Source organism: Pseudomonas crudilactis (genome assembly GCF_013433315.1).
GTDB classification, from domain to species: Bacteria; Pseudomonadota; Gammaproteobacteria; order Pseudomonadales; family Pseudomonadaceae; genus Aquipseudomonas; species Aquipseudomonas crudilactis.
Window position 1 is genome coordinate 89,565 of the sequence record NZ_WXVV01000001.1, and the last position, 20,538, is coordinate 110,102.

Annotated in this window: 18 protein-coding genes; 12 read left to right on the forward strand and 6 right to left on the reverse strand. The window is 57.8% G+C overall.

The window, feature by feature from the left end:
* The first annotated feature begins 180 nt into the window (after window positions 1-180).
* The 6 genes from GTU76_RS00390 to GTU76_RS00415 all read left to right on the forward strand — a co-directional run bounded on the left by GTU76_RS00390 (window position 181) and on the right by GTU76_RS00415 (window position 5,971).
* On the forward strand, window positions 181-930 hold the full coding sequence (locus GTU76_RS00390; protein WP_122843954.1) for an SDR family NAD(P)-dependent oxidoreductase: 750 nt from the start codon (window positions 181-183) through the stop codon (window positions 928-930).
* Between the two features lie 100 nt (window positions 931-1,030).
* Window positions 1,031-2,329 carry an MFS transporter gene (locus GTU76_RS00395; RefSeq protein WP_077572889.1) on the forward strand — a complete coding sequence of 433 codons (1,299 nt, stop codon included), beginning with the start codon at window positions 1,031-1,033 and terminating at the stop codon, window positions 2,327-2,329.
* A 17-nt stretch (window positions 2,330-2,346) separates the two neighbouring features.
* Entirely contained in the window at window positions 2,347-3,195 is an 849-nt protein-coding gene (locus tag GTU76_RS00400; protein WP_077572890.1) for a transketolase, read from the forward strand.
* Window positions 3,192-4,220, forward strand: a complete 1,029-nt coding sequence (locus GTU76_RS00405) for a transketolase family protein (protein WP_180697806.1) — start codon at window positions 3,192-3,194, stop codon at window positions 4,218-4,220. Before GTU76_RS00400 ends, GTU76_RS00405 begins: the two co-directional genes overlap by 4 nt.
* 123 nt (window positions 4,221-4,343) lie before the next feature.
* Complete coding sequence (locus tag GTU76_RS00410) at window positions 4,344-5,465, forward strand: SMP-30/gluconolactonase/LRE family protein (protein ID WP_180697807.1); 1,122 nt, start codon at window positions 4,344-4,346, stop codon at window positions 5,463-5,465.
* Between the two features lie 254 nt (window positions 5,466-5,719).
* Complete coding sequence (locus tag GTU76_RS00415) at window positions 5,720-5,971, forward strand: DUF2790 domain-containing protein (RefSeq protein WP_016984519.1); 252 nt, start codon at window positions 5,720-5,722, stop codon at window positions 5,969-5,971.
* Between the two features lie 76 nt (window positions 5,972-6,047).
* Here the strand turns inward: GTU76_RS00415 and GTU76_RS00420 are convergent, their stop codons facing one another.
* A complete protein-coding gene (locus GTU76_RS00420; RefSeq protein WP_122661952.1) occupies window positions 6,048-6,974 on the reverse strand; it encodes a LysR family transcriptional regulator in 927 nt (308 codons plus the stop codon).
* Between the two features lie 221 nt (window positions 6,975-7,195).
* Between GTU76_RS00420 and GTU76_RS00425 the strand changes: the two genes are divergently transcribed.
* The 5 genes from GTU76_RS00425 to GTU76_RS00445 all read left to right on the forward strand — a co-directional run bounded on the left by GTU76_RS00425 (window position 7,196) and on the right by GTU76_RS00445 (window position 12,011).
* Window positions 7,196-8,632 (forward strand): NAD-dependent succinate-semialdehyde dehydrogenase, encoded by a 1,437-nt coding sequence (locus tag GTU76_RS00425; RefSeq protein WP_180697808.1) that lies wholly within the window; start codon window positions 7,196-7,198, stop codon window positions 8,630-8,632.
* An 11-nt stretch (window positions 8,633-8,643) separates the two neighbouring features.
* Complete coding sequence (locus GTU76_RS00430; protein WP_077572896.1) at window positions 8,644-8,976, forward strand: carboxymuconolactone decarboxylase family protein; 333 nt, start codon at window positions 8,644-8,646, stop codon at window positions 8,974-8,976.
* Window positions 8,977-9,978, forward strand: a complete 1,002-nt coding sequence (locus GTU76_RS00435) for an NAD(P)H-quinone oxidoreductase (RefSeq protein ID WP_077572897.1) — start codon at window positions 8,977-8,979, stop codon at window positions 9,976-9,978. It abuts the gene before it with no gap.
* Window positions 9,979-10,185: 207 nt separating this feature from the next.
* Complete coding sequence (locus tag GTU76_RS00440) at window positions 10,186-11,625, forward strand: ATPase domain-containing protein (protein WP_016984514.1); 1,440 nt, start codon at window positions 10,186-10,188, stop codon at window positions 11,623-11,625.
* Window positions 11,626-11,648: 23 nt separating this feature from the next.
* A complete protein-coding gene (locus GTU76_RS00445; protein WP_016984513.1) occupies window positions 11,649-12,011 on the forward strand; it encodes a response regulator in 363 nt (120 codons plus the stop codon).
* Here the strand turns inward: GTU76_RS00445 and GTU76_RS00450 are convergent.
* Window positions 12,006-12,989 (reverse strand): fimbrial protein, encoded by a 984-nt coding sequence (locus GTU76_RS00450; protein WP_100216369.1) that lies wholly within the window; start codon window positions 12,987-12,989, stop codon window positions 12,006-12,008. The genes GTU76_RS00445 and GTU76_RS00450 overlap by 6 nt on opposite strands.
* 388 nt (window positions 12,990-13,377) lie before the next feature.
* Here GTU76_RS00450 and GTU76_RS00455 point away from each other — a divergent pair, with 388 nt between their 5' ends.
* Window positions 13,378-13,869, forward strand: coding sequence for a hypothetical protein (locus tag GTU76_RS00455; RefSeq protein ID WP_180697809.1), 492 nt, complete (start codon window positions 13,378-13,380; stop codon window positions 13,867-13,869).
* 37 nt (window positions 13,870-13,906) lie between these two features.
* Here the strand turns inward: GTU76_RS00455 and GTU76_RS00460 are convergent, their stop codons facing one another.
* From GTU76_RS00460 to GTU76_RS00475, 4 genes are all read right to left on the reverse strand, one after another.
* A complete protein-coding gene (locus GTU76_RS00460) occupies window positions 13,907-15,535 on the reverse strand; it encodes a methyl-accepting chemotaxis protein (protein ID WP_016984510.1) in 1,629 nt (542 codons plus the stop codon).
* Between the two features lie 114 nt (window positions 15,536-15,649).
* Complete coding sequence (locus GTU76_RS00465) at window positions 15,650-16,111, reverse strand: hypothetical protein (protein ID WP_180697810.1); 462 nt, start codon at window positions 16,109-16,111, stop codon at window positions 15,650-15,652.
* Window positions 16,112-16,420: 309 nt separating this feature from the next.
* A complete protein-coding gene (locus tag GTU76_RS00470; protein WP_180697811.1) occupies window positions 16,421-16,798 on the reverse strand; it encodes a type 1 fimbrial protein in 378 nt (125 codons plus the stop codon).
* Window positions 16,799-16,902: 104 nt separating this feature from the next.
* Window positions 16,903-20,535 carry a transporter substrate-binding domain-containing protein gene (locus GTU76_RS00475; RefSeq protein WP_180697812.1) on the reverse strand — a complete coding sequence of 1,211 codons (3,633 nt, stop codon included), beginning with the start codon at window positions 20,533-20,535 and terminating at the stop codon, window positions 16,903-16,905.
* Window positions 20,536-20,538: the final 3 nt, after the last annotated feature.

Here is a 20,538-nt window from a genome sequence, read left to right on the forward strand (position 1 = left end):
GCAAGTGGCTTGGGCCGGGCTTATGGCTATTCAAGCATTGGCAGACAGCGCTGGCGAGTGCTGAATTTTTTTCAGCACCCAGTGAGGTTTGCGTTATTGCTCAGGGCCGGTCTGGAGGACAAGCTGAGTCATCGGTTCTTTGCGGACCGAACCCATAAAAACAATTAGAGGAACACCTCCATGCTTCTCCAAGGCAAAGTCGCAATCATCACCGGTGCCGCATCTGCCCGTGGCATCGGCCGCGCTACAGCGACGACGTTCGCACAACAAGGCGCTCGTGTCGTGATCCTTGATCTGGATGCATCCGCCGCGCGCGACGCTGCTGCGTCGCTGGGCGAAGGTCACCTGGGACTGGCGGCTAACGTCGCGGACGAGGCGCAGGTTCAGCAAGCCGTCGCCACCATCATCGAGCACTTCGGGCGCATTGATATCCTCGTCAACAACGCCGGCATTACCCAGCCACTCAAGACCCTCGACATTCGTCCTTCGGACTATGACAAGGTGCTGGACGTCAGCCTGCGCGGCACCCTGCTCATGTCCCAAGCGGTGATTCCGCTTATGCGTCAACAGGCCAGCGGCAGCATCGTCTGCATGTCGTCCGTGTCAGCCCAACGCGGTGGCGGCATTTTCGGTGGCCCGCATTACAGCGCGGCCAAGGCCGGTGTGCTGGGTCTGGGTAAAGCCATGGCGCGGGAACTGGGCCCCGACAACATTCGCGTCAACTCCATCGCGCCGGGCCTGATCCACACCGACATTACCGGCGGCCTGATGCAGGATGAGCGCCGTCACGCCATCATCGACGGCATTCCGCTGGGTCGCTTGGGTGAGGCGCAAGACGTCGCCAACGCTGCGCTGTTTCTCGCCAGCGACTTATCCTCTTATCTGACTGGCATCACCTTGGATGTGAACGGCGGCATGCTGATTCACTGAGTACTTCTGGGCGGGCCTGTGCGGCCCGTGCGGTTCTGGATCGATGATGCAGCCGGGCCTGATGGCCTGGCGGTCAATAAAAACAAGAGATCAGACCATCATGACTACCCTGTCGCTCGAAGCGGTTTCGACCGTGCGCTCCTCTGCCTATCGCAAAACCGCTTGGCGCCTGATGCCGTTCCTGATGCTGTGCTATTTGTGCGCTTATCTGGATCGGGTCAACGTCGGCTTCGCCAAGCTGCAAATGATGAACGATCTGGCCCTCAGCGAAACGGTCTACGGGCTGGGCGCTGGCGTGTTCTTCATCGGCTACTTCCTCTGCGAAGTACCGAGCAACATCATCCTGCACAAGGTCGGTGCGCGCGTGTGGATCGCGCGGATCATGATCACTTGGGGCATCGTCTCGGCGTTGTTCGCCTTCGTCGAAACCGCGTGGCAGTTCTATGCGCTGCGCTTTCTGCTGGGGATCGCCGAAGCGGGTCTGGCGCCGGGCCTGTTGCTCTACCTTACCTACTGGTTTCCGTCCTACCGTCGGGCACGCATGACGGTGTTGTGGTTCATCGCCATTCCGTTGTCAGGCATGGTCGGTGGTCCGCTGTCCGGCTGGATCATGAACCACTTTGCCGGCGTGCACGGTTGGGCCGGCTGGCAGTGGATGTTCGTTCTGGAGGCGGTACCGACCGTCATCGTCGGGCTGCTGGTGCTGAGCTATCTGAAAGACGGCGTGCATCAGGCCACCTGGCTGAATGACGAAGAAAAAGCCCTGATCACTCGCGAATTGGCCGACGACGACCAGCAAAAAGTCACCCACGCCTCGGTTGGCGAGTTCATTCGCGATCGCCGGTTATGGCTGCTGGCAGCCATCTACTTCTGCGTGGTGATGGGCCAGTACGCAATCACCTTCTGGCTGCCCACGCTGGTGCGCAATGCAGGGGTTTCCGACCCGCTGCACATCGGTTTTATGACCAGCCTGCCCTACCTGTGCGCCATCGTCGCGATGTTGTTGGTGGGCCGCAGTGGTGACAAGCATCGCGAACGCCGCTGGCACCTCATCGTGCCGATGATTGCCGGTGCGATTGGCTTGAGCCTGGCGGCGATGATGGGTGGCAACTCAACGCTGTCGATCCTCAGTCTGTGCCTGGCCGCTTCCGGCATTTTGTCGGCGACGTCGCTGTTCTGGATGCTGCCCACCACGCTGCTGGGCGGGGTGTCTGCTGCCGCTGGCATCGCCGCGGTCAACAGCTTCGCCAATCTTGCCGGGTTCTGCTCGCCTTATCTGATCGGCTGGATCACCACCCTGACCGGCTCCAGTGCCATCGGCATGTACCTGATCACGGGCGTGCTGTTCCTCGGTGCCAGTCTGGTCCTGCGCATCCCCGCCGCCTTGGTCAATCGTTGAGTTAACGGAGTTTCATCATGACGACTAATCTTTCACACGCTGCATCCCTGAGCCTGACGGAGCGCGCGCACAACATTCGCCGCCACGCGCTGCGCATGGGCCAGGTCCAGGGTCAGGGCTACGTCGGCCAGGCACTCGGCGCTGCCGATTTGCTGGCGGTGTCTTACTTTCATGCGATGAATCATCGCCCAACTGATCCCGAATGGGAGCAGCGCGATCGCTTCTACCTTTCCATCGGTCACTACGCCATTGCGCTGTACGCAGCGCTGATCGAGGCCGAGATCATCCCGCTCGAAGAGCTGGAAACCTACGGCTCGGACGACAGTCGCCTGCCGATGTCGGGCATGGCCGCCTACACCCCGGGCATGGAAATCACCGGCGGCTCGCTGGGCCAAGGCTTGGGCATCGCGGTCGGCGCCTGTCTGGGACTCAAGCGCAAAGATTCGCCATCCTTCGTCTACAACCTGCTGTCCGATGGCGAGTTGAACGAAGGCTCGACCTGGGAAGCGGTCATGTCGGCTTCGCACTGGAAGCTCGACAACCTGATCGCCATCGTCGACGTCAACAACCAGCAAGCCGACGGCCACTCCAGCGAAATCCTCTCGTTCGAACCCATCGTCGATCGCTGGCAGGCGTTTGGCTGGTTCACCCAGCGCGTCGACGGCAATGATCTGGAGGCGTTGGTCAGTGCGTTCGATGCTGCGCGTAATCATTCCGGCCGTCAGCCACGGGTGATCATCTGCGACACCAAAATGGGCAAAGGCGTGCCCTTCCTGGAAACCCGCGAGAAAACCCACTTCATCCGTGTGGAAGAGCACGAATGGGAACTGGCGCTGCGCAATCTTGAAGAAGGAAAAAACCAATGAACAACGCCGTCAAAACACCCATGCCGACTGCCGAGCCGAGCAAGAAACGCCTGACCACGTCGGCGATGATCGCGTCCATCGCTTCGGAGGGCCAAGCCACCAAAGCCGCGCCTTTCGGTCATGCGCTGGCGGCGCTGGCTGATCAACGCCAGGACATCGTCGGTCTGTCCGCCGACCTGTCCAAATACACCGACCTGCACATCTTTGCCAAGGCCCACCCGGACCGGTTCTATCAAATGGGCATGGCCGAACAACTGCTGATGAGTGCAGCCGCAGGCATGGCCCGTGAAGGTTTCGTACCCTTTGCCACGACCTACGCGGTGTTTGCTTCGCGGCGTGCCTATGACTTCATCTGCATGGCCATCGCCGAGGAAAACCTCAACGTCAAAATCGTCTGCGGCCTGCCCGGTCTCACCACCGGATACGGCCCCAGCCACCAGGCCACCGATGACCTGGCCATCTTCCGTGCCATGCCCAACCTGATGATTGTCGACCCCTGCGATGCCCTGGAAATCGAACAGGCCGTACCCGCGATCGCCGCGCATCAGGGGCCTGTGTACATGCGTTTGCTGCGCGGCAATGTACCGTTGGTGCTCGACGAATACGGCTATCAGTTCGAGATCGGCAAAGCCAAAACCCTGCGCACCGGTAACGATGTGCTGATCATCTCCACCGGCCTGATGACCATGCGCGCACTTGAAGCCGCCAAGGAACTGCAAGCCGATGGCGTGGATGTCGCCGTGTTGCACGTACCGACGATAAAGCCGCTGGACGAGCAAGCCATTCTTGCCGAAGCTCGCAAATCAGGTCGCCTGGTGGTCACCGCAGAAAACAGTTCGATTATTGGCGGTCTCGGTGAGGCCGTCGCTGGGGTGCTTCTGCGTAACGGGGTAACCCCAACATTCAGGCAGATCGCTTTGCCCGATGCGTTTCTCGACGCGGGGGCATTGCCAACACTGCACGATCGTTACGGCATTTCTACCCAAGCCGTCTGCGCGCAGATCAAGCTCTGGCTTGACCGCTGACCTGTCAGGGCGCTTATGGACAAGCGCCCTACAACTTGAGCACTACGAGCCACTTGTACGATGTCCTATCACAAGGTATTACTACGTCTCCCACAAAAAAAATAAAACCACGGAGATCGCTACATGGACTCATCCCTGTCCGCTCGACCTGAAAGCCCTGACCGAGCGCAAGGCAATACCCGCCGCAGCTTCCTGAAAAAGTCTCTCGCTGTTTCCGCCACGCTCGCCACCGTCGGCAGCACCGCACTGACGCGGATCGCCGAGGCCGCCGAACCCTTGAGTCAGCGCTACCCTGATCCGCTGATTCACATCCTCGACGACAGCTTCCTTGAGCTGCGTATTTTCAACGCCAGTGTTGAAAAACTTGCCACCGGCATGCGCTGGGCTGAAGGACCGGTTTGGTTCGGTGATGGCCGCTATTTGCTGGTCAGCGACATCCCCAATAATCGCATCATGCGCTGGGACGAAATCACCGACACCTTCAGCGTGTATCGCGAACATTCCAATTTCTCCAACGGCATGTGCCGGGATCGCCAAGGGCGTCTGATCGTCTGCGAAGGCTCCACCACGACCAGCGAAGGCCGGCGCATCACGCGCACCGAAGCCAATGGCACGATCACCGTGCTGGCCGACAGCTTCGACGGCAAGCCCTTCAACTCGCCCAACGACATCGTCTGCAAAAGTGACGGCTCGATCTGGTTCACCGACCCGCCATTCCAGACCAGCAATAACTACGAGGGCCACAAAATCACCCCGAGCCAACCCCACGCCGTGTACCGAATCGACGGCGAGAGCAAAAAAGTCACTCGGGTCATCGATGATCTCAACGGCCCCAACGGCCTGTGCTTTTCGCCCGATGAAAAAACCCTTTACGTCGTCGAAGGTCGCGCCAAGCCTAATCGCTTGATCTGGGCGATTGCCGTGAATGACGACGGCACACTTGGCGAACGCCGAAAGCACATCGAAGGGCTGGAATATGCCGCCATCGACGGCATCAAATGCGACGAAGCCGGCAACCTGTGGTGCGGCTGGGGCGGCAATGGTGATCCCAAGGCTGACCTGGAAAAACTCGACGGCGTGCGCGTTTTCAATCAGCAGGGCAAGGCCATCGGGCACATTTCCCTGCCAGAGCGCTGCCCGAATTTGTGCTTTGGGGGGCGCGAAGGCAATCGGTTGTTCATGGCCAGTAGTCACTCGATCTATTCGCTGTTTGTGAATACTCGGGGGACTACGTTTGCGTTGTAAAAGCGCGGTTCGTCTCACGACAGTTTCGTGAGCGTCGAAACACAGCTTGCCGCGCATCCGAAGGTGCGCGGCACTCAAGCCCGGTTACTGTCACCGCCACGCCGACCTTGTAGAGCGCCCGTAACGTCAGACACCTCCCGATTGTGTTCGAAATTGATAAAAGTCTTTCCCTGATCCGTGCCTGTTTGCGCAACACCCTCAAGCCTAAAGTTCGTCCTGCCAGCAACATCACACTTACTTTAGGAAATCTCATCATGAAAACGGCAATGATCATCGTCGCACTCTTGGGCTTCAGCTCTGTGGTAGCAGCGCAGGACGGTCCTGCAACGACTAAACAGGTCGAGCAATATCGCTACGGTACCCACCTGGATGTCGCCAAGGTCATCTCTGAAGAACCGGTGCCGGATGTTTGCGCAGTGGTACCGACGCACATGACTTACCAGGACTCGCAAGGCAAACGCCATGTACTGGCCTATAACGTCATGGGCCGTTGCAGCCAGGGCTAAGTCAGCTGTTTACCCATCATTGCGCCTCGGAGAGTGGTCTCATCGAGGCGCAAATACCTTTTTGCTCCGCAGTATTTCAATCGATCAGTTCTTTGGCCGTGGCTGCCAGCTGACTGCCAACCCGATCTTTCAGCGTTTCAATAAACCGGGTGATTTTTGCATCGACAAACTGCCGAGAGGTATAGACGGCGTACACGTTACGCTCATAGGTATGGTAGTCAGGCAAAACCCGCACGAGCTTGCCGGAACGCAAATCATCGATGGCCGTAAATCCGGCCAGCAAGCCAATCCCCGCGCCCTCTCGAATGGCCAGCGCCATCGCATCCATATCGTTGACGCTGAAACTTGGCCCTGTCGGGACAAACGTGGCGTCCCCGGCCTTGCTCTTGAGTTGCCACTCATCCCGCACATAGTCGACGGTGCCCAACAGCAGACACTGGTGATCACGCAGGTCTTCTGGCGTCTCGGGAGCCGCATGCCGGGCCAAGTAGTCTGGCGACGCCACCAACACACAATGGCTGACACCGATCTTCTGGCTGACATACGCCGAATCGGGGAGCGCGCGGGCGATCAGGATCGAGACATCCAGTTGGTCTTCCAACAGGTTAGGCATGCGTTGCGAGAGCAATAAATCCACCGTCACCTCCGGGAATTGCTGGCGGTACTCCAGCACGGCCCCGGTGACCAGATGCCGGGCCAGCCCAGGAACGCAATGCACCCGCAGTGTTCCCCGAGGCTCCAGCGCGGCATTGCTGGCTTCGGCTTCGGCACTCTCCAGATCAGCGAGAATTTTCGTGCAGCGCTCATAGAACCGTCGCCCGGCATCGGTGACCGACAGGCGTCGGGTCGAGCGTTGCAACAGACGTGCGTCGAGCACGTTTTCCAGCGCCGATACAGCACGCGATACGTTACCGACGGTGGAGTCCAGATGATTGGCCACGGCCGTGAAACTGCCCATCTCGACAACCTTTATGTACACCGACATGTTCGAAAGTTTATCCATCGCGACCTTCCTGTAGATCTGACGCTCACCCGTGATAACGCGCATTTTTTCCGGATGCTACACGTTCGGCCCGCGACTCGATATTACCTCTGGCAACAACAATGATTCCCTCTGGCCCGTCTAAATCAATGCCCCCTCCTTCCATAAACTTGGTTGCACAGGCTGCCTGAGCCGGCGCCGGGTTTCTTACGAATCTCTGACAACCAACTGAAGGGCACATCATGAAGACTTCCTACGACCCGCTTTATCTTTTCATCGGTGGTGAATGGATCAGTGCCGAAGGGCGCGATACCGCCGCCGTCGTCAACCCGGCGACCGGCCGGGAAATCGGCCGCGTCCCGCTCGCCACCGCAGGCGATCTTGATCACACCCTGGAAGTGACTGGCCTGAGCTTCGAGCAGTGGCGCCAGACCGTGCCTGACCAACGCGCAAAAATCCTCAAGCGTGCCGCCGACCTGATCCTGGAACGTGCACCGCAGATTGCCGCGCAGATGACCTTGGAGGAAGGCAAACCGCTGAGTGAAAGCCTCGATGAAGTGACCCGTGCGGCGGAGTATTTCGAATGGTTCGCCGAAAGCGCCCGGCGTATCGATGGCCGTGTGGTCCCGGCTAACCGACCAGGCGTGTTGCAACTGGTCAAACGCCAGGCCATCGGCCCGGTGGCCGCATTTACACCGTGGAATTTCCCGGCCATCACCCCGGCACGCAAGCTCTCGGCAGCACTGGCCGCCGGTTGCAGCGTCATCCTCAAACCGGGTGAGGAAAGCCCCTCCACAGCACTGGCCCTGGCGCGTGCACTCGACGATGCAGGATTGCCCAAGGGTGTGCTGCAAGTGGTGTTTGGCGTACCGGATCAAGTGTCCAGCCATCTGATCGCCTCGCCGATCATTCGCAAGGTGACCTTCACCGGCTCGGTGCCCATCGGTCGTCTGCTGTCTGCACGCGCTGCCGAAGGCGTGAAGCCCATCACCCTTGAACTGGGCGGGCACGGACCGGTGCTGGTGTTCGAAGATGCCGACATTGAAAAAGCCGCCGTTGAGGGCGTCGCCAACCGCTTTCGCGGCACCGGGCAGGTGTGCATTTCATCCACTCGGTTTCTGATCCAGCGTGGCGCCTATCAAGCCTTTGTCGATCACTTTGTCGCGGCGACCCAAGCCCTGAGAATCGGTGACGGCCTGCATCCGGACACTCAGGTCGGACCGTTAGCCAACCCAAGGCAATTGGCAAAAATGGAAGAACTGGTCGCCGATGCCGTCGAAAAAGGTGCACGAGTATTGGTCGGTGGCGAAGCCTTGTCAGGCGAGGGCTACTTCTTCCAGCCCACCGTTCTGGCGGATGTGCCGATGAACGCCCGCATCATGCACGAAGAACCCTTCGGCCCCATCGCCGTACTGATGCGGTTCGATGAGCTGGCCGATGGGCTGCAAGAAGCCAACCGCCTGCCCTACGGACTTTCGGCCTACGCGTTCACCTCCAGCGCGCGCACGGCCATTGACGTCGCCGACGGGTTAGAGGCCGGGATGATCGGGATCAACCAATACCGCATCGTCGCAACCGAGCTCCCGTTCGGCGGCATGAAAGAAAGCGGTCACGGCTCCGAAGGTGGCATTGAAGGCATCGAGCACTATCTGACCCACAAATTCATCAGCCAGGTTTAAGGAACTCGCCCATGTCCAAGCTCAATTTCAGCAGTCCTCGGGAAGCCGCGCGCGCGTTCACGCCAAAGCTGGCGCAATTCGTCGACTCGACGCTTTATCCGCAAATCTGGAGCGATCCCGCGCTGTCCCTGCGCGACCGTAGTCTGATCACCGTGGCGGCATTGATTGCCGCTGGTCACTCGGAAGAGTTGCCTGCCCACTTACGCCGCGCGGCTGGCAACGGTGTAACCCAAGACGAACTGGCGGCAGCGATCACACACCTGGCTTTCTATGTGGGCTTCCCTGGCGCCATCACCGCATCGGCTATCGCCAACGCCACGTTCAGCGAAACGGAGAACAACTGAATGAAAGCCATCAACATCATAGAATTCGGTGCGCCAGACGTCCTCGAACTCGTCGAGGTCGCCAATCCTGAAGTCCGTCCCGACGACCTGCTGGTGCGTGTCTATGCCGCCGGGGTGAACCGTGCGGATCTGACTCACCGGACCGGTGGGTACGGCCATCCGAATTTCGGTGACTCGCTGATCATCGGCCTGGAAATCGCTGGCGAAGTGATCGGCAAAGGTAAAGCGGTGACGGGGTTCGAGGTCGGAGATCGCGTCATGGGTGTGGTCGGCGGCGGCGCCTACGCCGAGCAGGCACGCATCGATTACCGCATGGCCATGCACATCCCTGCGCAGGTTGACTATGTACATGCGGCGGCCATTCCCGAGGTCTTCGTCACGGCCCATGAAGCGATGATGCACCTGGCTCGGCTCAAGGCTGGCGATTCGGTGCTGATACACGCGGCCGCTGGCGGCGTCGGGTCTGCTGCGGTGCAGTTGGCTTACGCCACCGGCGCCACGGTGTATGCGACCACCGAAGGCAGCAAGCTGGCGCGTGTCGAGCATTTGGGCGCAGACGTGGCGATCGATTACAAGACGCAGGACTTCGCTCAAGTGATCGCCGACAAAACCCAGGGGCGTGGCGTCGATGTGATCATCGACTTTATCGGTGAGCCCTACTTCGCCCGCAACATCGCGTCCCTTGCCAAGGGCGGTCGCCTGATTCAGGTCGGCATCCTTGGCGGTGGCGGCAACGTCACGGTGGCGCTGGAGGACATTCTTTACCGCCACTTGCAAATCATCGGCACGGTGATGAAGTCACGCACGCAACCGGAGAAGCACGCCATGATCAAGCGATTCCGCGATCACTGGCTTGATCGCTTCGAGGGTGCCGGAAGCCTTGAGCCGGTCGTCGATAGCACGTTTGCTCTAGCGCGGGCTGCCGATGCGCATCGCCGGATGGAGTCTTCCGGGAACGTCGGGAAAATCATTTTGACGATGCAGCCGGAAGACTTGATTTGAAACGGGTTGAGTTCTCGATTAATGACGGTGCCCTGGATGGGCACCGTTTTCGAAAGGTTTGGCAGAAGTCACGGGGGGGTGGAACACGCCAAAACGATACGTTCCAACGATACTTTCCCTCCACCGGCATGGCCCAAAAATGGAAATGGCGTTAGCATTTCACCCATTCGGCTTAACAAGCCTGTTTTTTCAGATCAGGGTCGCAAAGTGGAAAAGCTAAAACGCCTTCAAAGCGGAATCGAAGGGCTCGACGCGCTGCTTCAGGGTGGCCTGGTCGCGGGTGCTTCGTACATCGTTCAGGGCCGCCCCGGTTCCGGCAAGACCATCCTCGCCAATCAGCTCGGCTTCAATCATGCCCGCAATGGCGGTCGCGTTCTGGTCGCCACGTTGCTGGCCGAGTCCCACGACCGGCTGTTTCAGTTTCTGTCGACCATGAGTTTTTTCGATGCGTCGCGAGTGGGCGCCGAAATACAGTTTGTCAGCGCTTTCGATACGCTGGAAAACGAAGGCCTCGATGAAGTGGTGAAACTGCTGCGGCGCGAAATCAGCCGGCAGAAAGCGACGGTCATGGTCGTCGACGGTTTGCTCAACGCGCGCTCGAAGGCCGACTCACCGATCGACACGAAAAAATTCATCTCCGAACTGCAAGGCCACGCGGCATTCGCCGGTTGCACCGTGCTGTTTCTCACCAGCTCGCGCCTGGACGACGGCAGCCCGGAACACACGATGGTCGACGGCGTCATCGAAATGGGCGAAGAGCTGTTCGGCACGCGATCGGTGCGACGCATTCACCTGCGCAAGACCCGCGGCAGCGGCGCTTTGACCGGTGTTCACGAGTGTGAGATCACCGAAAACGGCCTGGTGGTCTATCCGCGCCTGGAAAGTCTGTACAAGCGCCCTTCCGCCCCCGACAGCGCAGACATGACACGCATTCCCAGCGGCATCGCTTCGCTGGATGACATCCTCGGTGGCGGCTTGCACAGCTCCAGCGTCACGCTCGTCATGGGGCCTTCCGGGATCGGCAAAACCACGCTGGGGCTGAAGTTTCTCGCGCAGTCGACGACCGAAGCGCCGGGCCTGCATTTCGGTTTCTATGAGAGCCCGCAACGGCTGCGACTCAAAGGCCGTTCGCTGGGCATCGATATTGAACAAATGGAACACAGCGGTGCGTTGAGCATTGCCTGGCAGCCGACCACCGAGGGCTTGCTGGACGCCCTCGGTGCGCGCCTGCTGAGCTTGGTCGATGAAAAAGGTATCAAACGTCTGTTCATCGACAGCCTCAGCGGCATGACTCGGGTTTCAACCACACCGGAACGCATCACGGACTTTTTCAGTGCAATGATGAACGAGCTGCGATCCCGAGGCGTCACGGTCTTCGCCTCCTGGGAAATGCGCGATCTGTTCGGCTCCGAGGTCAGCGCACCGAATTCCGACCTGTCCAGTATTGCCGACAACCTGATTCTCATGCGTTTCTTTGAAAATCACGCTGAACTTCGCAGGACGCTTTCCATTCTCAAGATACGTGATAGCTCCTATAACCCTTCGCGGTTCGAGGTAGTCATCCGTGATCAAGATGTGTTCCTGGAAAAGGCTTTGAGAAATGAACCTTCCGTCTCATCCGAGTCATTGCCTGGTTCAATATCGTAAGTCTTCGAGCGGGTTGAAATAACATGACCACCATCCTGGTAGTCGACGACGAGTATCTGATTGCTGACATTCTTGGCTTTGCGCTGGAGGATGAAGGCTTCATGACGGTGACGGCCAGCAATGGCAAGAAAGCCCTCGAAGTGCTGGAGAGAGAACGGCCAGCACTGATCATCACGGACTTCATGATGCCGGTCATGGACGGCCTCGAATTCGCCGAAGCCGTGCGTGCCCAGCCTTCCGTCAAACACCTGCCGATCATTCTCATGAGTGGAGCGCAGGCGCACATTGGCATGCAGCGCTCGGATCTGTTTGACGTGGTGCTGCCCAAGCCTTTCGACATTGCGGTGATTGTGGCTGAGGTGAAGAAGCTGTTGGCCTCCTCATAGATACTCAACGACAAAGGCAATTTCGGCATTGGCATTGCCCGCTCGCATTTGCGCATTGGAAGGCTCGATGCGCACGAAGCGGGCTTGCAAGTCTACAGATGCATTCCCGCCTTCCGATGTGGGCGCTTTCATTATGTAGTTCTGATTCAGCTTGAGTGGCTTCCCGTCTCTGAAGCGCATCTGCAATGCCAAACCTTTGGCAGTGGAGCTACTGTTCAGATTTACCATGCCAGTATTAGCGTCCCACGCAGGGCTGCCCGCAGTGGGCGAAAAGGAGTAGCGGAAGTTGTTTATTCCGGTAGGACAGTTTTTCATACTGAGAAAAAAGTATTGCTCCTTGGCATAGGCACCGTTCTTTGGGAAATCGCTCAAGTTATAACTACCCATATCAACTTTCACATCGGGTGTTTCGCAAGACTGTGAGACGACCCGGGTGCCATTTGTATTCATTGCCAGAGGCTCGATTTCAGCGGCGACAAAGACTCCCAATTGGCCTGAGGGTATCGTCGCACTCCCTGAAATAGTGCCCGTCTTTACGAGCCGCAAGATGTGCTCACTGCCATTCCAACCCCAACCGCCAGCAACGTCGCTGTCTCCCGGAAAGCCTTTCCATGCTTTACCCGAGGGCGGTCGAATCCATTGCCAGCCGATCCCGGTATTTCCAACAGGAAAAATCTGCGCGCCTGATTGGGTGACACCCACAGAGTTGCGCACACCTTCATTGTGTACCGCAGAGCACCTGAACGAACTGGGAATGGCTCCCAGGGTCACGATTGGGCTTTCATAGATAACCGTGCCGTTCGGTGTGTCCTGCGGCACCGAGATCGTGGCCGGAAGGACAACTTGGACGTTGCCCTTGGAGTTGTCGGGATAGAACTCGCATACCGCCGCCATTGCATTTGACGACAGCACATACAAGAGCCCGACAATTAATATATAGCATAACTTCATAACACTCTCTCTGACTCTGCGTTGCATGCAAACAACTGAATGATTGACGATGGTGCGAATATTCAACCGGCAGCAAAATCACCACAACCGGAGCGAGAAGATAATGAATAAATAGCACTTGGGCAAAAAGTTTATTTATTCAACAATCAGACAATTCTCATGGATTTATAGTCAACTAACTAAATCTTGAAACCTATAAAAAGGACGCGTTGTTGAACACCTCCTTTACCAGCGTAAATAACCAACACCCAATTTAAGACTCGTCTTAAAGGCGCAACGAAACTCGGCCATTACACTGGTGGCTCTTGATAGGAGAAACGATTCCGTGAGAGCCCTCGATACCCTCAATAGTCCAAAACCCCAGAGCAACGCCGCCATCTACTGCCTGACGATTCTGGCACTGGCGCTGATCGCCATGACTGTGGTCGCCGGTTACCAGCTCAATGAACTGTTTCCACTGAAGGCTGTGGTGCAGCAACAGGAGGTCCAGCTCACCCACCGCGCTGATGCTATCCAGTCAATGAGCGCAGAACTCAAGCGTCTGGCAGAACAGAAGCAAGCCCTGGAAACCGACCTGCTTACCACGAAGGAACAAGTGAAGGCCGCCGAGGCGGCAAAGACGGAGCTCGAAAACACTCAACGCGCGGCGCAAACCAGCGCCGCGTTAGAGGACGAAGATTCTCTGTGCGCGATCATCGAGCAAAATATCCGCCTCGTAGCGGATCAGCTCAGTCGCGACGACTTCTTTCGCTTACGTGATGAGCGCGAAGCTGAAGCCGAAGCGGTGCTTGAAAGCTATGAAAAACAACTCGCCACCTGCATTGAACAACTGACGGCACAAACCGCATCGCCAGCTCAGAATTCTGCACCCGATGCGCAAGACTTCACTTCACCGATCAAGCACTGATAAAAAAGCCCTGGCAACCAGGGCTTTATGCTCACAGTCAGAGCTTGAATTCCTTGGTCAATTTGTTCAGCGACGCCGCTAACTGCGAGAGCTCCGCCGATGCAACCGCCGTCTGTTTCGAGCCTTCTGCGGTTTCACAGGACAAGTCGCGAATGCTGATCAGGCTTCGATCCACTTCGCGCGCAACCTGAGCCTGCTCTTCAGCGGCGGTCGCCATCAGCAGGTTTCGTTCATTGATAAGATTCAGTGAGCCAGTGATGTCGGTCAGCACTTCGCCGGCGATATTGGCCATCTCGAGTGTTCTTTCGGCCTGAGAACGGGTGTGACTCATGGAAGAAACTGCCCTGCTGGTGCCCGATTGAATGGAGCTGACCATGGACTCGATGTCTTCGGTCGATTTCTGCGTACGCTGGGCCAGCCCTCTCACCTCATCTGCGACCACGGCAAAGCCACGGCCCGCCTCCCCCGCCCGCGCCGCTTCGATCGCTGCGTTCAAGGCAAGCAGATTGGTTTGTTCGGCGACTTCTCGGATCACGTCCAGCACGCTGCTGATATCGCTCGCCATCGTAGAAAGCGCCTGCACTTCTGCCGAGGTGCTATGCACGCTGGAAACCATCAGGTTAATTGCCGCAACCGTTTCGCTGACCCGGGTTTTGCCGGCAATGGCTGCGGCGCTTGATTCCGACGTCAGTTGCGAGGTCGATGCGGCGTTGTCCGCAACCTGTTCCACCGCTGCACTCATTTGCGTCACGGCCGTGGCGGCCATTTCGATTTCATGGCTCTGACGCTGAGTGATACGCGAGATATCTTCGGTGACGCCGTGCATGACTTCCGAGGTTTCGGCCAACTGCGTGGACGAGTCACGGATCATGATCAGGGCGTCACGCAAACTGGTTTGCATCGCCGCCAGTGACGACAGCATCTGCGCCGCCTCATCGGAACCATCCAGCGCGATGGTTTCGCTCAAATCGTTGGCGGCGATGCATTCCGCAACCCTTAGCGAGCCTGCAATCGGCACCGTCAGGCTGCGGGTGTACAACACTGCCAAGGCCAAGGAAGCACCGATGGCAATGACAATGAACACACTGACGATCAACAGCGTATGTTCGTAAACATTGTCGGCCTGCTTGCCCGCTTCATAAGCTTCAATTTCGTTGAGAGCAATCAGCTTCTTGAGCGCGACCTGCACGCCGTCCGAGGCGGCACGCATCTGATTCTTTGACAGCGCAATGGCCGCTTCAAGCTGCCCTTTTGCCACGGTTTCAAGGTATTGGTCCTGCGCCTGATCATTGACCTGTTGTGCTTTGGCGAACGCCTCGAAGGCCTCACGCCCGGCGTCAGTTGCCAGCAGATCAATGAGCGCTCGCTGATGATTTTTGATGAGCTGACGCGACTGCTGAATGTCCATCAAGGCCTGAGCCTTACGCTCAGGGGTTTCGATAGGGTTGCGCAGGCGGGCGTTATTGCCCTTGATTTCGATGAACTCACGATCCAGTTGGCCGAGCAGCTTGATGCTTGGCACGATGGTCGTCTCGACATAGGTCTCTGCCTTGTTGAGCAAGTCGACTTGCTGCAAGGCGATCAGTCCGATCGCGATAATCATGAGACAGAACAAGCCAAAACACAGCGCCGAACGCGGCGCGAGATTGAGTTTACGAAGCAGCATGATGCTTACCTTAGAGTGTATTCAAGACAATGGGGCAAACGAGTGGGCAGCACAGCAGGCGCTGGGCAATAGCACCTCAAAGCACAAGCGGATTACCGCGCGAAGGCGCAACAGCTAGCGGTTTGCACCTGAAGAAAGCGTGGAATCGGATGAGGCCGGCTCCGCCAGTTCCTTGAGCGTCGGGTCGGCCAGCATCAGAAAATCCGCCAATCGCGGCAGATTGATTTTCGAGACCAGACGCATCCAGCGTTGCGGATGCGGGGTGAAGAAGGTCTTCGACCACTGATGATCATCACTGGGGTTGAAAATCAACAGGTGACGAATCAGCGGGTTTTCCCCAAAAAAATCGAGCGGATCCATTGCCATCTCGTTGAGCAACTCAGCATTGACGACGACCAGGCTGAGCCGTTGGGGGCAGTAATACGTCAGTATTCTCAGGTCACGATAAGTACAGACGTTCACTACGCTGAGACAGCCCAGCTTGTTGAACTGTTGTTCAATCGACAGACCTCTACGCACGTCGTTATCGGCGATCAGGATCCGCAAGGATCGACTTCGGTTATTTTCAAGAAACATCGGACACCTTTGGCAGCTCCATTCTTCCTTTCAAGAAAATAACCAAGGGCCAACCAGTCCGATATGAGACTTGTCTCAAAATGAGCACGGGGATCGCTGAACGAAAACCACACTTTGCTGACAAGCCCGCGCTAGCGGGGCACGGCATGGTTCAAAGTCTTTGGAGGGAGGGGTTTTGCAGCGGTGGCGAGCGGCGCAATGCCAGAAGCGCGGGACGGTTGTGTACGAACCAGACAATTCTCATTATTAACGCCCCTTGTTGTCAGTAACCTTGAAACAAGGGGCGCAAACTCATTCTTTCTCAGTCCATCAAGGCAGCGTCAGCGTCACGACGTAATTGCCAGTCATTATCGGGTGGCCCTTGTTGTCCGTGAGCAGCAAACGCTGGTCGTAATATTTTTCCTGCTCGTGGGAATCGGCAATCATCTTCACGAACACTTGCTGGCGCGGCTCACCCCGGCCTGCCGCACTGACGTTAGTCACCGAGAATATCTGACCGGTGCTCGCCTGCGGACAATCAAGCAGCTCGACAGAAGCATGGCTGGCGCCACTCGCCGTGCAACTTGCCTCAACAATCCGTCCATTGAAGCGAATCACTCCGCTGACGGGCGCAGACTGGGCCGCGCTGACGGTGTCAAAACCCAGCAGGCAGAGACAGGCAATCAATAAAGGACGTCGAATGATCATCGCGAAACTCCATGGTTATTAACCAAGGTATCGCCCGTTGCAAAATGATCTTTAACGTCCCCTTCAATGCAGGGCCAGTCAGCAGGGCCCTGCGTCAATACGGATTACAGCTCGACCCGTTTGATTTTCTTGATCAGATCAGCCTGTGCATGCTCAAGCTTCAACGCGCTGCGATTGATATCCAGTGGATCGATGACCGGCGCTTCGCACTCGGCCTCAAGCTCGTTACACGCCTCGATGACCTGATGCTCGGCGACGATGCGCGCCGCGCCCTTGATCCGATGTGCCAGGTCAGCCAACAACCCGGGATCGCTTTCGGGTATCAGCGAATGCAGCTCCTCCAGATCCTTCTCACAACTCGACAGCGCCTCGCGCAGCAGTTCTTTCATCATGTCGAGGTCGCCTCCGGTGAGCTCGTTCAGACGCTCGCGAATCGATCCCAGCTCCTTGGTACCCGTCGCAGGCGGGCTCTCAACTGGCTCGGTTTCGACATCTTTTTCCCAGCCGGCAAGCAGGGTCGACAAGGTGCTGAGGCTGATCGGTTTGAACAGACAGTCATCCATCCCCGCCTCTCGGCATTTCACTTTTTCTTCCGGCTGCGCGTTGGCTGTGAAGCCCAAGACGATACACGGCGCGCCACCACTGTCGCGTTCGTCCTGGCGGATGGTGCGGGCCAGTTCATAGCCGTTCATGACCGGCATGTTGCAGTCCGTGATGACAATGTCGAACGGCTCAGAGCGCCACAATGCCAATGCCTGCGCACCATCGGCAGCATCACGCACCGCCTGACCAAGAAAGCTGAGCTGCTGCGTCAGTAACAGGCGGTTGGCGCTCTGGTCATCCACTACCAGAATCCGCAGCGTCGGCACTGGCTTGTCCTGGACAACCGAGACAGGCAGCACCTTGCCGCCGAGCGGGCTGAGGATATTGAAGAACAGCGACACTTCCAGGCAGGTGCCCTTGCCCAAGGTGCTGGTTATATTCAGTCGCCCGCCCATCAACTCGCACAACGAGCGTGAAATCGCCAACCCCAGACCGGTGCCGCCCCGGTTCGAGGGGCCGTGATTGGCTTGCGAAAACGGCTGGAACAGGTTCTGCAGATCAGCGCTGGAAATGCCGATGCCTGTGTCCTCGACTTTCAAGTCGACCTGCAACCGTTCGTCAGCAAGGCGTTGGCCGCGTATAGAGACGCTGACATGCCCGGTATCGGTAAACTTGATGGCATTGCCGACCAGGTTCGAGAGCACCTGCTGGAAGCGCATCGGATCAACCAGTACGTCACAGCCGACAGTGGCGTCGATATCGAGTTTCAATACCAGGCTCTTCTGCCTGGCCAGGCCGTCGAACACCCGCGCCACGGACTCCACCAGTTCGCGCAGGTTGGCGCGTTTCGGCGAAAGACTGACATGCCCAGACTCGATGCGAACCACATCGAGAATGTCGCCGATCAGCTCCAGCAGGCCTTTGGCCGAGTCGTAGGCCACTTCAATCGCCGGTCGATCGAAGTGGCCCTGCTCGGCGCGCTTGAGTGTGAGTTCAAGCATGCCGATCACGGCGCTCATCGGCGTACGGATTTCGTGGCTCATGGTCGCCAGGAATGTGGTTTTGGCGCGGCTCGACTCATCGGCCAGCTCTTTCGCCGAACGCAACTCTTCGATCAGTTCGCGGCGCTCGCTGATGTCGATCCAGCCGCAGATCACGCCTCTGACTTCGCCCGTCGTGTCGTGATAAGGCTGGATCCAGTGATAAATGATCAGCCGCGTTTCACCGACATGCAGCGTGCGATCCACCTCGTAAGGTTCGTCCCGCTCGATGACACGCAGATAGTCATCGTGAAATTGCAACGCTTCCTGGCGATTGCGCTTGCCGCTTTCGAGCACGGTCTTTCCGATCACGTCCTTTTCCAGCAGGCCAAACGTTTGCAGATAATTGTTATTGCAGGTGACAAGCCGGCCTTCCCGATCGCGAACGTAAATGGGATGCGGCGTGCCGTTGATCAGCGCCCCCATGAACTTCAGTTGATCGCCGAGCAAGCGCTCTGCCCGACTGCGCTCGCGGATCTGCCGGCGAATATAGAAATTCCACGCCAGCGATCCGAGGATAATCAAGAAAGCGCCAGCGCTGATCTGGTAGATCAACGTCTTGTAATCGCGCCATGACAAGCCCGAGAACGCAGCAATGGGGCGCCAACGGTTGAGGATTACGTCCAGCTCATCGGGTGGAATGCTCAGCAGAGCCTTGTTCAGAATGCTGACCAGTTCGGTATCGGCACGTCGGGCGGCGAAGGCGAGAAAACCCTTGTTCATGCCGACGATGTTGGAGATGCGCAAACTGTCACTGTAGATGTGAGCGATGTAATAGCGCGCACTGTGCAGCGTGGTAATCATCGCGTCTGCTCGCCCATCCTTCACGTCAGCCAGAGCGCCGAGCACTGTCTCGTTGTCGACAATTTCAATGTCGGGATAATCCTTGAGCAGCTCACGCTCTGCGGAGCTCTCGGGGACGGCGACGCGCTTGCCGCGTAGCTCCTGCAGGCTTGAAGGCGCGCCAGCTTCCTTGGCGGTGACGATCACAAAGGGACTGGCGAGGAACGGGTGGGTGAAACGCATACCGACTTCACGGGAGACGGTTGGCGTCAGCAACGAGATATCAGCGCTGCCATCAAGCAGGCGCGTGCTCAAGCTGGAAAAACTGTCGGTGCGCTCTACATCGATCTGCAAACCAGTGCGCCGCTGAATCAGTTCCAGCAGATCGGCGCCGATTCCGCCAAAGTTGCCATCGCCATCAAAGAACGCAAATGGCGCTTGGTCGTCATTGATCACGAACCGCGCGACCGGGTGCAGCTCAAGCCAGCGTGCTTCGCCGGGTGTCAGATCGATACGTTTGGGTGTCAGTGCCCCGCCGCCACCGGACCAGCGCTTGGTGATTTCGGCTATCTTGCCCTCACCAATCGACTCAATGACCGAGTCGATCAGACGCAACAATTGATCATTCCCTCGGCGCAGGGCAAAGCTGAAACCGTTGGTTTGCGTTTTGACGAAAGAGTGCAGGCGCACATAGTTGAAGTAGTTGAGGTTGATCAGATAGTTGCTGGACACCGTGTCGCCCAGAAACAGATCGACTTTGCCAAACGCCAGCGCAGCCAGTGCTAACTCGTTCGACGGGAAAAGCACGAACTCGGCGTTGGGATACAAGCCATGCAACTGACTGGATGGCAGGTAATCGTCGGCAACCGCAATACGCAAACCGGCCAGATTGGCCGGCATCGGTCGCCGATCATCGCCGCGCATGAACATCGCCGGCAGGTCTTCGACATAAGGTTTGCTGAGCGTGACGAGACCGTCGATCAACTCGAAACTGTTGGAGCTGCCCAACATGTCGATGTCGCCGCGTTCAAGCGCCGCCATGGCGTCGCGACGGTCAGGATAAGCCTTGACGGTAACGTCGACATGCAAGGCCTGGCCGATAATGCAGGCAATGTCGGCGGCAATCCCCTCATAACGCGTACCGCTTGCGGTCATCACATAGGGCGGAAAATCCGGAAGCGCCGATCCCAATACGAGGCTGCGTTTCTGCCGTAGCCAACTCCAGTCTTCATTGCCCAGATCGACTTGCACCTCCTTGCAGTCCGATCGACCGAACACCTGCAGAGTGCGCGGCTCTGCTGCCCACAACGACCCGCTACCGAACACGAAAAGCACACTGACTAGCAAAACACCGCGCAACAGATGAAACATAAG

What these genes read in the sequence shown, in the direction of transcription:
- GTU76_RS00390 (WP_122843954.1), top strand. Translation starts at nt 181, where the DNA reads ATGCTTCTCCAAGGCAAAGTCGCAATCATCACCGGTGCCGCATCTGCC.
- GTU76_RS00395 (WP_077572889.1), top strand. Translation starts at nt 1,031, where the DNA reads ATGACTACCCTGTCGCTCGAAGCGGTTTCGACCGTGCGCTCCTCTGCC.
- GTU76_RS00400 (WP_077572890.1), top strand. Translation starts at nt 2,347, where the DNA reads ATGACGACTAATCTTTCACACGCTGCATCCCTGAGCCTGACGGAGCGC.
- GTU76_RS00405 (WP_180697806.1), top strand. Translation starts at nt 3,192, where the DNA reads ATGAACAACGCCGTCAAAACACCCATGCCGACTGCCGAGCCGAGCAAG.
- GTU76_RS00410 (WP_180697807.1), top strand. Translation starts at nt 4,344, where the DNA reads ATGGACTCATCCCTGTCCGCTCGACCTGAAAGCCCTGACCGAGCGCAA.
- GTU76_RS00415 (WP_016984519.1), top strand. Translation starts at nt 5,720, where the DNA reads ATGAAAACGGCAATGATCATCGTCGCACTCTTGGGCTTCAGCTCTGTG.
- GTU76_RS00420 (WP_122661952.1), bottom strand. Translation starts at nt 6,974, where the DNA reads ATGGATAAACTTTCGAACATGTCGGTGTACATAAAGGTTGTCGAGATG.
- GTU76_RS00425 (WP_180697808.1), top strand. Translation starts at nt 7,196, where the DNA reads ATGAAGACTTCCTACGACCCGCTTTATCTTTTCATCGGTGGTGAATGG.
- GTU76_RS00430 (WP_077572896.1), top strand. Translation starts at nt 8,644, where the DNA reads ATGTCCAAGCTCAATTTCAGCAGTCCTCGGGAAGCCGCGCGCGCGTTC.
- GTU76_RS00435 (WP_077572897.1), top strand. Translation starts at nt 8,977, where the DNA reads ATGAAAGCCATCAACATCATAGAATTCGGTGCGCCAGACGTCCTCGAA.
- GTU76_RS00445 (WP_016984513.1), top strand. Translation starts at nt 11,649, where the DNA reads ATGACCACCATCCTGGTAGTCGACGACGAGTATCTGATTGCTGACATT.
- GTU76_RS00450 (WP_100216369.1), bottom strand. Translation starts at nt 12,989, where the DNA reads ATGCAACGCAGAGTCAGAGAGAGTGTTATGAAGTTATGCTATATATTA.
- GTU76_RS00455 (WP_180697809.1), top strand. Translation starts at nt 13,378, where the DNA reads ATGACTGTGGTCGCCGGTTACCAGCTCAATGAACTGTTTCCACTGAAG.
- GTU76_RS00460 (WP_016984510.1), bottom strand. Translation starts at nt 15,535, where the DNA reads ATGCTGCTTCGTAAACTCAATCTCGCGCCGCGTTCGGCGCTGTGTTTT.
- GTU76_RS00465 (WP_180697810.1), bottom strand. Translation starts at nt 16,111, where the DNA reads ATGTTTCTTGAAAATAACCGAAGTCGATCCTTGCGGATCCTGATCGCC.
- GTU76_RS00470 (WP_180697811.1), bottom strand. Translation starts at nt 16,798, where the DNA reads ATGATCATTCGACGTCCTTTATTGATTGCCTGTCTCTGCCTGCTGGGT.
- GTU76_RS00475 (WP_180697812.1), bottom strand. Translation starts at nt 20,535, where the DNA reads ATGTTTCATCTGTTGCGCGGTGTTTTGCTAGTCAGTGTGCTTTTCGTG.